The organism is Stakelama pacifica, assembly GCF_004361835.1.
GTDB lineage: Bacteria > Pseudomonadota > Alphaproteobacteria > Sphingomonadales > Sphingomonadaceae > Sphingomonas > Sphingomonas pacifica.
The window spans coordinates 95,762-110,051 of record NZ_SNWD01000010.1 but is presented as its reverse complement, the minus strand read 5'-3'; the positions used below and the strand labels follow the sequence as shown (position 1 = coordinate 110,051).

The 14,290-nt window shown below is 62.6% G+C and carries 10 protein-coding genes and 1 pseudogene; 7 read left to right on the top strand and 4 right to left on the bottom strand.

Translation table 11 applies throughout. From position 1 onward, the window contains the following. The first annotated feature begins 61 nt into the window (after positions 1-61). The 7 genes from EV664_RS13975 (at position 62) to EV664_RS13945 (ending at position 8,672) form a co-directional block, all read left to right on the top strand. Positions 62-577, top strand: a complete 516-nt coding sequence (locus tag EV664_RS13975; protein WP_133496338.1) for a DUF421 domain-containing protein — start codon at positions 62-64, stop codon at positions 575-577. A gap of 104 nt (positions 578-681) precedes the next feature. Then, positions 682-1,530 carry an HpcH/HpaI aldolase/citrate lyase family protein gene (locus EV664_RS13970; protein WP_133496337.1) on the top strand — a complete coding sequence of 283 codons (849 nt, stop codon included), beginning with the start codon at positions 682-684 and terminating at the stop codon, positions 1,528-1,530. A gap of 76 nt (positions 1,531-1,606) precedes the next feature. Continuing rightward, the gene (locus EV664_RS13965) at positions 1,607-2,764 is read left to right on the top strand and encodes an isovaleryl-CoA dehydrogenase (RefSeq protein ID WP_211338515.1); all 1,158 of its coding nucleotides are present in this window, start codon (positions 1,607-1,609) and stop codon (positions 2,762-2,764) included. A 390-nt stretch (positions 2,765-3,154) separates the two neighbouring features. Then, positions 3,155-4,573 carry a diguanylate cyclase domain-containing protein gene (locus EV664_RS13960; RefSeq protein WP_162848862.1) on the top strand — a complete coding sequence of 473 codons (1,419 nt, stop codon included), beginning with the start codon at positions 3,155-3,157 and terminating at the stop codon, positions 4,571-4,573. 75 nt (positions 4,574-4,648) lie between these two features. Further along, the gene (locus EV664_RS13955; RefSeq protein ID WP_133496335.1) at positions 4,649-6,250 is read left to right on the top strand and encodes a carboxyl transferase domain-containing protein; all 1,602 of its coding nucleotides are present in this window, start codon (positions 4,649-4,651) and stop codon (positions 6,248-6,250) included. A gap of 8 nt (positions 6,251-6,258) precedes the next feature. Beyond that, complete coding sequence (locus EV664_RS13950) at positions 6,259-8,151, top strand: acetyl/propionyl/methylcrotonyl-CoA carboxylase subunit alpha (protein ID WP_133496334.1); 1,893 nt, start codon at positions 6,259-6,261, stop codon at positions 8,149-8,151. A 56-nt stretch (positions 8,152-8,207) separates the two neighbouring features. Then, entirely contained in the window at positions 8,208-8,672 is a 465-nt protein-coding gene (locus tag EV664_RS13945) for a GNAT family N-acetyltransferase (RefSeq protein WP_133496333.1), read from the top strand. Positions 8,673-8,718: 46 nt separating this feature from the next. Here the strand turns inward: EV664_RS13945 and EV664_RS13940 are convergent, their stop codons facing one another. From EV664_RS13940 to EV664_RS13925, 4 genes and pseudogenes are all read right to left on the bottom strand, one after another. Continuing rightward, positions 8,719-10,119: an alpha,alpha-trehalose-phosphate synthase (UDP-forming) gene (locus EV664_RS13940; RefSeq protein WP_133496332.1), complete on the bottom strand. Its 1,401-nt coding sequence runs from the start codon at positions 10,117-10,119 to the stop codon at positions 8,719-8,721. Next, positions 10,116-11,918, bottom strand: a complete 1,803-nt coding sequence (locus tag EV664_RS13935; protein WP_133496331.1) for a glycoside hydrolase family 15 protein — start codon at positions 11,916-11,918, stop codon at positions 10,116-10,118. The genes EV664_RS13940 and EV664_RS13935 overlap by 4 nt, the downstream gene beginning before the upstream one ends. Continuing rightward, positions 11,915-12,697 (bottom strand): trehalose-phosphatase, encoded by a 783-nt coding sequence (gene otsB / locus EV664_RS13930; RefSeq protein ID WP_188656439.1) that lies wholly within the window; start codon positions 12,695-12,697, stop codon positions 11,915-11,917. Before otsB ends, EV664_RS13935 begins: the two co-directional genes overlap by 4 nt. An 89-nt stretch (positions 12,698-12,786) precedes the next feature. Continuing rightward, positions 12,787-14,257, bottom strand: a pseudogene (locus EV664_RS13925) (flavin-containing monooxygenase). Positions 14,258-14,290 lie beyond the last annotated feature (33 nt).

Here is a 14,290-nt window from a genome sequence, read left to right as displayed (position 1 = left end):
ATTGCATCGGGCGATTGCGCTGCCGACGCATCCAAGCCGCGATTCATGCGTACTGTCTATCATGTTCGGCCTGTCCCCCACTCCCGACGCGCTGCTGCGCGGTCTTGTTCTCGCCATGATCGGCCTTGCCTGGGTGATTCTGGTCGTACGGTTCATCGGGCTTCGCGCCTTTTCGAAAATGACCGCGTTCGATTTCGTGGTCACTCTGGCGGTCGGATCGCTTCTCGCGACCGCTGCCTCATCAAGCGCATGGCCCGCCTTTCTTCAGGCGGGGATAGCCATATTCGCGCTGCTCGCCATGCAGTTCGTTCTGGCGAAGATGCGCAGAAAATCCACCTATGCGCAGCGAACGGTCGAGAATGAACCGGTGCTGCTGATGCGCGACGGCCGGTTCATCGAATCGGCGCTGACCGAAAGCCGGGTGGCAAAAAGCGACGTCATCGCAAAGCTTCGCGCCGCAAATGCGCTCCAACTGTCCAAAGTGCGCGCGGTCGTTCTCGAAACCACCGGCGATATTTCGGTGCTGCATGGCGATGATTTCGACCCGGAATTGCTGTCGGGCGTGCGCAACGCCTGATGGTGGGCAGCGGTCGGGCACCCGGCGCTGTTCGTGCCCGGAATCGCTGCTATCGCTGCCCGATCGATTCCCACCGGCGAATTCGCGCGAAAGGAGAGCAAGCCATGTCGACCCGCCCACGCCGTTCCATGCTCTATGTTCCCGGCGACAAGGCCCGCGCGCTTGAAAAGGCCAAGACCCTGCCCGTCGATTCGATCATCATCGATCTGGAGGATGCGGTCGCCCCCGATCGCAAAGCGGCAGCGCGCGATGCGATCGAGCAGGCAGTTTCCGGCTGGGAGAAACGGCATTGCGAACTCATCCTTCGCGTCGGCGGGCTGCGGATTGCGGAGGATTTTGCGCTCGCCGCGCGCCTTCCGCTCGACGGCCTGCTGCTTCCCAAGGTCGAGAGCGCGGCGATGCTTGCCGAAGCCGAAACGCGGACCTCGCTTGCTTTGTGGTGCATGATCGAAACGCCGCTCGGCGTTTTAAGAGCAGGTGAAATCGCTGGCGTGTCTTCGGTTGCCGGGCTGATCGCGGGCACCAACGATCTCGCCAAGGATCTGCACGCCCGCCATGTGCCGGGCCGGGCGCCGTTGCTGCCCGCATTGGCGTCGATCCTTCTCGCAGCGCGAGCCTTCGGGCGAGCCGCGATCGACGGGGTGTATCTCGACCTGGACGATGCCGAAGGATTTGAACGCGACTGCATGCAGGGGCGCGATATGGGTTTTGACGGAAAGACTCTGGTCCATCCATCGACGATCGACACGGCCAACCGCATTTTCGCGCCTGATGCCGGAGAAATCGAGCGTGCTCGTTCGATCGTGACCGCATGGGATGCTGCGCGGGCACAGGGGCTTGGCGTCGCACGGATCGACGGGCAGATGGTCGAGCAGCTTCATGTCGATGATGCCAGACGGATCCTCGCGCTCGCCGACGCGGTGGCGGCACCCCGGAACGACAGCGCCGCCTGAACCGCGCGCCATGGACCTTCGCCTCGCCACCGGCTAATCGCCTCGCCATAGAAATATGAGAAGTTTAGGAGTGACGATGCAACCGACCATGGATTTCGCGCTCGGCGAAACCGCCGATATGATCCGCGACACCACGCAGCGCTTTGCCGCCGACAAAATCGCACCGATCGCGGCAGAGGTGGACGAAACCAACAAATTTCCCCGCGAACTATGGCCGCAAATGGGCGAGCTGGGTCTTCACGGCATCACGGTCGAGGAGGAATTTGGCGGTCTGGGGCTCGGCTATCTCGAACATTGCGTGGCGATGGAGGAAATTTCGCGCGCCTCGGCCTCGATCGGGCTGTCCTACGGCGCGCATTCCAATCTGTGCATCAACCAGATCCGCCGCTGGGGCAATGCGGACCAGAAAAAGCGCTATCTGCCCAAGCTGATCTCCGGCGAACATGTCGGCAGCCTTGCCATGTCAGAGGCCGGATCGGGCTCCGATGTCATCTCGATGAAGCTCAAGGCGGAAGCGAAGGGCAATGACGCCTATGTGCTGAACGGTACCAAATTCTGGATCACCAACGCTCCGGAAGCCAATACGCTGGTGGTCTATGCCAAGACCGATACCGACGCGGGACCGAAGGGAATCACCGCATTTCTGATCGAGCGCGATTTCGCCGGTTTCTCGGTTTCGAAAAAGCTCGACAAAATGGGCATGCGCGGTTCGGACACCGCCGAGCTGGTCTTCGACAATTGCGAAGTTCCGGCCGAAAATGTGCTGGGCGAAGTCAATCGCGGCGCTACGGTGCTGATGAGCGGGCTCGACTATGAACGCGCCGTGCTTGCTGCGGGGCCGCTGGGTATCATGCAGGCCTGTCTCGACACCGTTCTGCCCTATGTCCGCGAACGCAGCCAGTTCGGGACGCCGATCGGCAGTTTCCAGCTCATTCAGGCGAAGGTCGCCGATATGTATGTCGCGCTCAATTCGGCGCGTGCCTATGTCTATTCGGTGGCACGCGCCTGCGATGCCGGGAAGACGACGCGTTTCGACGCGGCAGGCGCGATCCTGCTCGCTTCCGAGAATGCGGTGAAATCGGCGCTGGAAGCGATCCAGGCGCTGGGCGGCGCGGGCTATACCAAGGAATGGCCCGTCGAGCGCCTTCTTCGTGACGCAAAGTTATACGATATCGGTGCCGGCACTAACGAGATACGGCGTTACCTGATCGGGCGGGAACTTATCGGTGTGTAAACGCTTTCCCTCCCCGTTCTATGTCGGAGCGCTGCTCCGGCATCCATGCGTGGCCGGATATTCCGCCTTTTGTCCTACGTAGGAATATCCGGTCGCGCATGGAACCGCGAGGGACGACCGCACCATCGCCGCCGCTGCCGCCGCGCACACATGCGTTCATGATCAGGCGCTTGTGATGGCGTTACCGTTCACACTGGACGGCAGCGCCGTGATATAGCAAGGACGATAGAGGTTTATTCGGCAGAAGCGAAGCCTTTGATTCGGCCAATAGATAGTGGCGCTTTCCGCCTTCCTCTACAGGAAGGACCGGCGGCAACATTGCTTCTGGCGATGCTGCTGGCCAGCTTCTGCTTTGTATTAACACAAGCAAATTTCTTATTTTTATGGCTGATGCCCGACGGATCGGGTTCGCCCTTCTGGGTTCCGATCTGGTTCTCCAACGGGATTGCGCCGCTGCTTGTCCGCAAATTCGGCAAAGCGGCCATGGCGGGGATCATTATCGCGTCTTACACGACCGAAACGTTCGTGATGGACATGCCGGTCATGAACGCGGCGGTGATCGCGCTGGCCAACGGGTTGCAAGCGGGACTTGTATATCGCCTGCTGGTCCGGCTTACCGGACCTGATCTTCGCATCGGCGACTCTCCCGGCGCGGTCGTCCGGTTTCTCGCGGTAACCCTGATCGTCAGCGTCGGCATCTCCTCGCCGATCGGCACGCTTGCCTTTGAAGGATGGCATTCGCCGCAATCGCTCATCACCTGGACGCGGTGGACGTTGGGCGACATGACCGCCTTCGTCATCGTTACCCCTTTTTGCCGGTTTCTCCTGTCGCGTGAAACGACGCCGCTCTCCCGATCGCTGGGCGAGATATCGCTCGCGCTCGCGCTCGCGGTGCTGGTATTCTGCGACTGGTCGCGGACCATCGGCCTGCCCTTTCTCCCGATCAGTTTTGTGCTGTTCCCGGCAATCACGCTGCTCGCGGTCCATGCCGGAAGGCGTGCGACGGCCACGGTCACGTTCGGCGTGGGCCTGATCGCCGCAGGCATGACTGCCGCCGGGTTCGGCCCCTTCGCCGCCTGGGCGGAACCGTCGATCAATATATTCCTGCTTCAGGGGTTTCTGATCGCTTTGGGGGTAAGCGGGCTGCTGCTTGCCGCACTGACCCATGATCGCGGCGTGGCACACAAGCGGGTGCAGGCGACCTTGCGCTATCTCGACCGGCTGGTCGATGAACGTACCGAAGAGCTGCACCAGGCCAATCAGCGATTGCACCGCGTCATCTGCTATGACGGACTGACCAAATGCTATAGTCGTCAGGGCTTTATCGAAACGGTCGAGGCGCTGCCCGATGGCGGCGAACCGGATCGGGGAAATCGCTATCTGCTCTATATCGACCTTGACGGGTTCAAGGCAGTGAACGACACCCATGGCCATCGTCAGGGCGATGCGCTGCTCGCCGAGCTTGCCGAACGCTTCCTCTTGGTAAGCGGGAAACATGCCGTGGTGGCGCGGATCGGCGGCGATGAATTCGTGGTGGCATCCGAACATCTGTTTTCGCGGCAGGAAGCGACTGCGCTCGCTGCCCGCCTGATCGGTGCCTGTCGCCATACCCGCAATCTGCGCGATTCCCCGGTCGAGATATCGGCGAGCATCGGCATCACGGTTCTGAACATTCGCGAGGCAGGGTCGATCACCGAGCTTCTCGATCGTGCCGATACCGCTATGTATTCCGCCAAGCGATCGGGGCGCGGTAGTATCCGCTGGGTCGATGAAGGTCCGGCGGGAGATCTTTCCGCAGCGATGATCTGATCGCGCTACGCTTCCCAATTCCTCCCCTGATCGTTAGGGCCGATGTGAAACGATAAGAGAGGATGACGACGCAGCATGAGCGCCCCTGCCCTGCAATCGCGTATCAGTGCGGATAGCGAGGACTTCGCCCGTAAGGCTGAACATAATCAATTGCTTGCGCAGCGGCTGCGCGCCGATGTAGCGGCTGCGGCGCTGGGTGGCAGCGAACGGAGCCGGGAACGTCATGTGGCGCGCGGCAAGCTGCTGCCGCGCGAACGAGTCGAGCTGCTGCTCGATCCCGGCGCGCCGTTTCTCGAACTCAGCCAGCTCGCCGCATGCGACATGTATGACGGCGAAGTGCCGGGCGCGGGGCTGATCACCGGTATCGGGCGGATTTGCGGGCGTCAGGTGATGGTCGTCGCCAATGACGCCACGGTGAAGGGCGGCACCTATTATCCGATGACGGTGAAGAAGCATCTGCGCGCGCAGGAAATCGCGATGCAGAACCGGCTCCCCTGCATCTATCTGGTCGATTCGGGCGGCGCGAACCTGCCGCATCAGGCAGAGGTCTTTCCCGATCGTGATCATTTCGGGCGCATCTTCTACAATCAGGCGCAGATGTCGGCGCAGGGTATCGCCCAGATCGCCTGTGTCATGGGAAGCTGCACCGCAGGCGGCGCCTATGTTCCTGCGATGTCCGATGAGAGTATTATCGTGCGCGAACAGGGCACGATCTTCCTCGCCGGGCCGCCGCTGGTAAAGGCAGCGACGGGCGAGGAAATCAGCGCGGAGGATCTTGGCGGCGGCGACCTTCATGCGCGCACCTCGGGCGTGGTCGATCATCTTGCTGAGAACGACCATCACGCGCTCGCCATCGTCCGCGATATCGTGTCCACCCTGCCCATGCCCGAAGGCGGCACCCCGCCGCGCGACCTTGCCCGTGAACCACGGTTCGAGGCAGAGGAACTATACGGCATCATTCCGCAAGATGTTCGCGCACCCTATGACGTGCATGAAGTCATTGCGCGGCTGGTCGATGGCAGCGAGTTTCATGAATTCAAACCGCTTTACGGCGATACCTTGGTGTGCGGCTTTGCGCATATCCATGATCAGCCGGTTGCGATCCTCGCCAATAATGGCGTGATCTTTTCGGAAAGCGCGCAAAAGGGCGCGCATTTCATCGAGCTTGCGTGCCAGCGCAAAATCCCGCTGCTGTTCCTGCAGAATGTCTCCGGCTTCATGGTCGGCGGCAGCTATGAGGCGGAGGGGATCGCCAAACATGGCGCGAAGCTGGTCACTGCCGTCGCCACCGCGCAGGTGCCAAAGATTACCGTGCTGATCGGCGGCAGCTTCGGCGCGGGCAATTACGGCATGTGCGGCCGGGCCTATTCGCCCAACTTCCTGTTCACCTGGCCCAATAGCCGGATCAGCGTGATGGGCGGCGAACAGGCGGCCAGCGTCCTCGCCACCGTGCATCGTGACGCCGATAGCTGGAGCGACGAGCAGGCCGAGGAATTCAAGGCACCGATCCGCGCGAAATATGAGGAGGAGGGTAATCCCTGGCACGCGACCGCGCGGCTATGGGATGACGGGATCATCGATCCTGCCCAGACGCGCGACGTGCTTGGCCTTGCCCTGGCCGTCTGCGCCAATGCCCCTGTTCCCGAAGCGCCGCGCTTCGGCATTTTCCGGATGTGAGGCAGACCATGATGAAATCCCTGCTCATCGCCAATCGCGGCGAAATCGCCTGCCGGATCATCCGCACCGCGCGTGGCCTCGGCATCCGCACCATTGCCGTCTATTCGGACGCCGACGCGCATGCGCTGCATGTGCGTGAAGCGGATGAGGCAGTGCATATCGGCCCCTCCCCCGCGGCGGAAAGCTATCTGCTTGGCGACCGGATCATCGCGGCGGCGCAAGAGACCGGCGCGGAGGCGATCCATCCCGGCTATGGCTTCCTTTCCGAAAATGCCGATTTTGCCGATGCAGTGAAGGCGGCTGGCCTGATCTGGGTCGGGCCGGATGCGAGCAGCATCCGCGCCATGGGGCTGAAAGACGCCGCAAAGAAGCTGATGCAGGAAGCGGGCGTACCCACCACGCCCGGCTATCTGGGCGAGGACCAGTCTCCCGACACGCTGCAGGCCAAAGCGGACGAGATCGGCTATCCCGTGCTGATCAAGGCGGTTGCGGGCGGCGGCGGCAAGGGGATGCGCCGCGTCGATTCCCCCGCCGACTTCGCCGACATGCTCGCATCGTGCAAGCGTGAGGCGTCTGCCTCGTTCGGCGACGACCGGGTGCTGATCGAGAAGTATATTCTCACCCCCCGCCATATCGAGGTGCAGGTGTTCGGCGACAGCCATGGCAATGTCGTGCATCTGTTCGAACGCGACTGCACGCTGCAACGCCGCCACCAGAAGGTAATCGAGGAAGCCCCCGCGCCCGGCATGAGCGAGGCGGCGCGCGCTGAAATCTGCGCCGCAGCCGTGCGCGCGGCGCAGGCGGTACACTATGTCGGTGCAGGCACGATTGAATTCATCGCCGATGCATCCCAGGGGCTGTCGGCGGATCGCACTTGGTTCATGGAAATGAACACCCGGCTTCAGGTCGAACATCCGGTGACCGAAGCGGTTACCGGACAGGATTTGGTGGAGTGGCAACTGCGCGTGGCGAGCGGCGAGGCGCTGCCCTGCGCGCAGGACGACCTCACCATTACCGGCCATGCAGTCGAAGCGCGGCTCTATGCCGAGGACCCGGTTACCGGCTTCCTGCCCTCGACCGGCCCTTTGCGCATCTTCTCGCTACCCGACACGATCCGCGCCGACAGCGCGGTGATGGAGGGCGACGCGGTCACGCCTTTTTACGATCCGATGATCGCCAAGCTGATCGTCCATGAAGGCGACCGGGAAGCAGCGATCGACGCGCTGGCCGAGGCGATCGACGATGTCGCGATCTGGCCGGTAAAAACGAACGCCGCGTTCCTGCGCAACTGCCTCACCACAGCTGAATTCAGGGCTGCAGACGTCACCACCGGCTTTATCGGCGACCATCTCGACCGGTTAACCGGCGCTGCCGAACCTTCCGAGGCGGCGTGGTGGATTGGCGCCGCTGCACGCGCTGAAATCGACGGAACGGCGGAACGCCTCACCGACCATGGCCCTTGGAGCCAATGGTCGGGCTTTCGCCTGAACGCCCCCGCCCGCTCGCTGACTGCGGTGGTGCACAAGGGCGATGTGCGCGTCTTCGATCTGGTGCAATCGCCACCCGACGCGTTTCTTCCGCGTGAGGTGGATCAGGACGGCGTGCTGGTGTTCGAGCGCGGCAACGCCTTTCTGTTCGAAACGCCGCACGCCATTGCTCGTGCGGCGGGAGCGGGCGGCGATGGCGGGATCAAGGCGCCGATGCCGGGCAAGGTCATCTCGGTCGATATTGCCGAGGGCGACAGCGTCAACGACGGGCAAAAGCTGCTGACGCTCGAAGCAATGAAGATGGAGCATGTGCTCACCGCCCCCTTTGCAGGGACTGTTGCCGAACTGTCGGCAAAGACCGGCGATCAGGTGAAAGAGGGGACCGTCCTCATCCGCATCGAGGCGGTGGAGTGAACCCATTCCCGCCCCGCCCGTTGGGGCGGAAACGGCAATTTTGACGGAGTAAGGATGTGAGCGACCTCACCATCCGCGACGCGACGGCGGACGATCTGCCAGCGATCATCGCGCTGCTGGCACAGGATCAGATGGGGGGAGAGAATGACTCGCCCGGCCCGCCGCTCGATCCCGGCTATCGCGAGGCATTCGATGCGATCGACAGCGATCCACGCAACCGCCTGCTCGTCGCCGAAGCCGAGGGGCGCGTGGTCGGCACGTTTCAGCTGAGCTTCATCCCCGGCCTGCTTTTCCATGGCGGCTGGCGGGCGCTGATCGAAGCGGTGCGGATCGACGAAAGCGTACGCGGGCGCGGCCATGGTCAGACGATGATGCGCTGGGCGATCGATCGCGCGCGCGAACGCGGTTGCCGGGTGGTGCAGCTGACGTCGAACCGCGCCCGCACCCGCGCGCATGGCTTTTACGAACGGCTGGGCTTCGTATCCAGCCATGTCGGCATGAAGCTGCACCTCGAACCCTGACGCGTCCGCCCCGCCGCCCGATCGCGCGGCGGGAAACGCAGCCGAGTCATTCGGCGGGTTCGGTTTCCTGCTCCGTTCCCATCAGGACGCTGGTGAAGCGTTTGCGCCACCAGATCACATCTTCCTTTTCGACATTGTCCATCATCACGCGCCAGCGGTCGATCCGCTCCTGCCGTTCCATGCGCAGCGCCTGAATGATCGCGTCGGACATTTCCTCGGCGCTATAGGGGTTGATGAGCACCGCGCCCTCACGAAGCTGTGCCGCCGCGCCCGCGAAGTTCGACAGGATCAGCACGCCGGGATTTTCCGGGTCCTGCGCCGCGACATATTCCTTCGCGACCAGATTCATCCCGTCGCGCAGCGGCGTCACCAGCCCGATCCGCGCCGCGCGGTAAATCCCGGCAAGCTGGTCGCGCGGATAGCCCTGATTGACATAGCGGATCGGCACCCAGTCGACATCGGCATAGCGCCCGTTGATGTAACCGGCGAGCCCTTCCAGCGTGGTGCGAATCTTCTGATAGCTCTCGACCCCTGCACGCGACGGCGGTGCTATCTGCAGCAGGAACACTTCCTTGCGCTCTTCGGGATGGCGCTCCAGAAAGCGCTCATAGCCGCGAAACCGCTCTTCGAGCCCTTTCGAATAATCGAGCCGGTCGACGCCGACGATCATGTCGCGGCCGACCGCGCTGTCGCGCATCTGGCGAAAGGCAAGCCGCGCTGCCGGGCTGTTCGCGCCCTCGACAAACTCCTTGCAGTCAATGCCGATCGGCGCAGCGATCGCCTTTAGCGTCCGATCGCCCAGTTTAAGCGTATTATCCTCGCCAAGCTCTGCGCCGAGATCCTTCACCGCGAAGTCGCGGAACGATTCCAGCCATTCCTCGGTATGAAAACCGACCACATCATACGCGAACATGGTGCGCACCAGATCGGCCGCTTCGGGAAGCGTCCCGAGCAGGCGGCGGGGCGGCCAGGGGATGTGCAGAAAAAAACCGATCCGGTTCCGGCACCCGCGATCACGCAGCGCCTGGCCCAGCGGGAACATGTGATAGTCCTGAATCCAGACCACATCTTCCGGCTCGATCAACGGGCGAACGGTGTCCGCGAACCGGTCGTTCACACGGACATAGCCGCCCGCAAAGCCGCGCTCATATTCGGCAAGATCGATCCGGTAATGAAAAAGCGGCCACAGCGTCCGATTGGCGTAACCGTTATAATATTCCTCGACATCCTGCTGTTCGAGGTCGATCGTCGCCGCCGTTACTCCGGCCCGGCGCTGGAAATTGATGTCGCCGGTAAATTCCTCGGTCACATCGCCCGACCATCCGAACCAGATTCCGCCATTTTCGCGAAGCGCCGCCGCCAGCGCCACGGCGAGGCCGCCCTGTGCGCCCGAATTGGAATCCTTGGGCGCGGAAACGCGGTTCGAAATGATAATCAGGCGGCTCATCGTATAGCGCTCCAGGGTTGGCTCAGCAGCACGGCACAGTTGATCATCCCGACGAGCGAGTAGGTCTGGGGATAATTGCCCCACAACTCCCCGCTGGCAGGATCGATGTCTTCGGACAACAATCCGGCAGCCGTCCGGCGGGATAGCATTTCTTCGAACAATTCGCGGGCGTCCGCGTTCCGTCCGGTGAAGTGCAGCGCCTCGATCAGCCAGAAAGTGCATACATTGAATGCCGTATGCGGCAATCCGAAGTCATCTTCGGTCGCATAGCGCAGCATATGCGACCCGCGCCTTAACCCTTGTTCAGTTGCCTCCAAAGTTCCGCGAAATCTTGGATCGTCTGGCGAGAGGAATCGTAGTTCGAGCAGCTGGAGCAAACTGGCGTCGAGATCGTCGCCGGCAAAGGTCGCCGACATGCGGTTGGTGTCTTCGCGCCAGGCCGATTGCTCGATCTTCGCGCGCATCGTATCCGCACGATCCGCCCAGAAATCGCGCCGTTCGGGAAGTTCCAGCCGCTCCGCCGCATTGGCGAGCCGGTCGCACGCGGCCCAGCACATCGCCGCCGAATAGGTATGCACCGATTGCCGGGTGCGCAGTTCCCACAGCCCGGCATCGGGCTTGTCATACAGCTCCCATGCCCGTTCGCCCACGCGTTCGAGCGATTCGAAATCCTCGCGGCCCGCAATGCGGAACAGGCGGTGATCGAAAAACGCCTGAACGTTGGACAGGACGATCTGGCCATAGGCATCGTGCTGAATCTGTTCATAGGCCTGATTGCCGACGCGAACCGGTCCCTGCCCGCGATACCCGGCAAGGCGCGGCGCGACGCGTTCGATCAGCGTCGCTTCGCCCAGCACGCCGTATAGCGGCTGGATCATCCCGCCTTTGGCTTCATCGACGATATTGCGCAGATAGCTGAGATAGCCCTCCAGCACGTCGAGCGCACCGACCCGGTTCAGCGCCTGCACCGTGTAATAGGCATCGCGTATCCAGCAATAGCGATAGTCCCAGTTGCGCTCCGACCCTTCATGTTCGGGGATTGAGGTGGTGAGCGCAGCGACAATCGCCCCCGTTTCCTCATATTGGCAGAGCTTCAGGGTGATCGCGCAGCGGATGACCACTTCCTGCCATTCGAACGGGGTGGCGAGGCCACGAGTCCATTCCTGCCAATGCTGCGTGGTATAGCGCAGCATTTCTTCGATGCTGAGCGCGATATCGCCGGAAAAACTCTCATCGGGGCCGAGGAAGAAATGCAGCGGCTTTTCGACGCGAAATGCGCGCTCTTCCTGCAACAGGCCGACCGGCGCATTGGTGGAAAGGCGCAGTTGCACGCCTTCGAGCAGATAGCGGATATGGTTCGACCCGCTGGTCCGCACGACATTGGGATCGCCCCAGTTGCGCGTCGGGCGCAGCCGCACGCGAATGCGCGGCGATCCGCTTAACGGGCGAACGATGCGGACGAACGATACCGGGCGATAGGTGCGCCCCAGCCGCTGAAAGCGCGGGCAGAAATCGATCAGCTCGACCGAATTGCCGTGATGATCGGTCAGCACGCTGCGCAGGATCGCAGTGTTGCGAACATATTCCTGATCGATCGAGACGCAATCTTCCAGATCGATCGCCCAAAGCCCCGCCGCATCGTCCGAAGACGGATCCTTGCCCGACAGCAGCGAGGAAAAGGCGGGATCGCCGTCGAACCGGGGAACGCACCCCCATACCAGCCGCGCGGAACGGTCGATCAGACCGGCAACCTGACAATTGCCGATCGGCCAGAGGTCCATATCGGGCGTGCTTGTCATAGTGCCTCCACTGCCGTTTCCAGCCATTCCAGAACGTCGCTCACCCCGCCGAGGCGATAGCGCGCCGCCGTTTCGCGCGGGTCCCCCACCAATATGCCCGCACCGCCCAGATCGCGGACCACGACGAAACCATGTTCGTCGGTATCGTCATCGCCAAGGAATAGCGGCTTATGCCCGGCAAAGGGCGCGCTTTGCAGGAACGCCGCTATCGCCTGCCCCTTATCGGCGCCCGCTGCGCGCAGTTCGAACACCTTCTTGCCCGATTGCAGCTGCATGCCGGTTTCGCGCGCGAGCCGTTCGGAAATATCGCGCGCCGCCGCTTCTGCCGCCGCGCTGCTCGCCTCGCGATAGTGAAGCCCGACACCGAACGGCTTTTCCTCGATCAGGATACCATCATGGCCATCGGCGAAGCGGCGCATTTCGGCCATCGCTTCAACCAGTCCATGCGGCCGGTCGGGCGCATCGCGGCGACCGTCCGCCCAGCGCATCTCCAGCCCATGGCTTCCGCTGATCGCGAAGCCTTCGCCCAGATAGTGCGTGATCGTATCTGCCGGACGCCCGCTGACCACCGCCATGCGGCCGTCCAGCCGCTCGCCCAGTCGCGTGATCAGGCGGCGCAGCCGGTCATCGACCGACACCCCGTCGGGGCGCGATGCGATCTCAACCAGCGTACCGTCGAAATCGAGGAACAGGCTGGCATCGCGCAGCAGTGACGGCGGCGGCATTTCGGGGATGCCGATGTTTGTGGATGGCGACACGTCGGACGCGATTTGGTTCATGATTCAGATGCCTCCCGGGGGCGTAACGAACAAATCCTCGCTGCGTTGCGGAAAAAATGGACATGCGTGCAGGACTTGTCACGAAAAAATCATGCCCTGTCAGCCGAGCCTTCCGGAACCGGATTGGAAAATTCCATCTGATCGTCGACCGAGCCGAAGCGCATGGCGATGATATCCTTCAGATAATTCTGGTTCACGCGCCAGGGCCCGCGCGTGCCCCGGCGCGGAAGCTGATCCTTAGCCCGCAGCACATAGCCCGAATTGAAATCGAGAAACGGCAGCTCCTCCATCGTCTGGGCAAGACGCGGGGTGCACTGCCGCAGGCCCCGCCGCCGCATCGCGTTGAGCAGGCGGCAGACATAAGCGGCGGTGAGGTCAGCCTTCAGCGTCCAGGAGGCATTGGTATAGCCGAACGTCACCGCCAGATTGGGAATGTCCGACAGCATCAGCCCCTTATAGCTATAGGAGCGGCTGGGATCGACCGGCTCGCCGTCGATGCGGAGCGTGATGCCGCCCATCAGCTTCATGCGAAGCCCGGTCGCGGTGACGATGATATCGGCGGGCACTTCCTCGCCCGACTTCACGCGGATACCGCCCGGCGTAAATCGCTCGATGCCGCCGGTCACCACCGACGCCCGCCCTTCGCGCATCGCCGCGAACAAGTCGCCGTCGGGGACCAGACACAGCCGCTGGTCCCACGGATCGTAGCGCGGGGTGAAATGCGTTTCGACATCCCGCCCGCGACCAAGCTGATCCTTCACCATCGCGATCAGCCGCCGCTTCGCCGCTTGCGGGCGTTTGCGAAACAGGGTGAAGAAGAACAGCTGCAACAGCACATTCTTCCAGCGGGTGATCGCATAGGCCGCACCTTCCGGAAGCCATGAGCGGAGCCGCTCCGCAACCGCATCCCGGCCGGGGCGCGATACGATATAGGTCGGCGATCGCTGCACCATGGTCACATGCGCGGCGCGCTCCGCCATCGCCGGGACCAGCGTCACTGCGGTCGCCCCGCTGCCGATCACCGCGACGCGCTTGCCCGAATAATCCATGTCTTCGGGCCAGAATTGCGGATGGACGATCCGCCCGCCAAACGTCTCCGCTCCGGCAAAAGCGGGATCATGCCCTTGCGCATAATCATAATAGCCGGCGCACAGGAAGAGGAAGTTACAGGTGAAGGGGCGCGTCTCGCCGCCCTGCTCGACCTCGAGCGTCCAGCGCGCATCCTCAGCCGTCCAGTTCGCGCTGCGCACGCGGTGGCCGTAGCGGATATGCCGGTCGATGCCATATTCGCGCGCGGTATCCTCCACATAACGCAGGATCGACGAACCAATCGGCAATCGCCTTCTCCCCCCGCCAGGGGCGGAAGGAAAAGCCGAGGGTGTGCATGTCGCTGTCCGAGCGGATGCCGGGATAGCGGAACAAATCCCATGTCCCGCCCATCGCATCGCGCGCTTCCAGAATCGCATAGCTGCGTGTCGGGCAATCGCGCTGGAGATGATAGCCGGCGCTGACCCCGGAAAGCCCGGCGCCGACCACGATCACATCGAAATCTTCGCTCATCCGCTCCTCCCGCCTTTGCTCTCGTGCGAACAA

What these genes read in the sequence shown, in the direction of transcription:
- EV664_RS13975 (WP_133496338.1), top strand. Translation starts at nt 62, where the DNA reads ATGTTCGGCCTGTCCCCCACTCCCGACGCGCTGCTGCGCGGTCTTGTT.
- EV664_RS13970 (WP_133496337.1), top strand. Translation starts at nt 682, where the DNA reads ATGTCGACCCGCCCACGCCGTTCCATGCTCTATGTTCCCGGCGACAAG.
- EV664_RS13965 (WP_211338515.1), top strand. Translation starts at nt 1,607, where the DNA reads ATGCAACCGACCATGGATTTCGCGCTCGGCGAAACCGCCGATATGATC.
- EV664_RS13960 (WP_162848862.1), top strand. Translation starts at nt 3,155, where the DNA reads ATGCCCGACGGATCGGGTTCGCCCTTCTGGGTTCCGATCTGGTTCTCC.
- EV664_RS13955 (WP_133496335.1), top strand. Translation starts at nt 4,649, where the DNA reads ATGAGCGCCCCTGCCCTGCAATCGCGTATCAGTGCGGATAGCGAGGAC.
- EV664_RS13950 (WP_133496334.1), top strand. Translation starts at nt 6,259, where the DNA reads ATGATGAAATCCCTGCTCATCGCCAATCGCGGCGAAATCGCCTGCCGG.
- EV664_RS13940 (WP_133496332.1), bottom strand. Translation starts at nt 10,119, where the DNA reads ATGAGCCGCCTGATTATCATTTCGAACCGCGTTTCCGCGCCCAAGGAT.
- EV664_RS13935 (WP_133496331.1), bottom strand. Translation starts at nt 11,918, where the DNA reads ATGACAAGCACGCCCGATATGGACCTCTGGCCGATCGGCAATTGTCAG.
- otsB (WP_188656439.1), bottom strand. Translation starts at nt 12,697, where the DNA reads ATGAACCAAATCGCGTCCGACGTGTCGCCATCCACAAACATCGGCATC.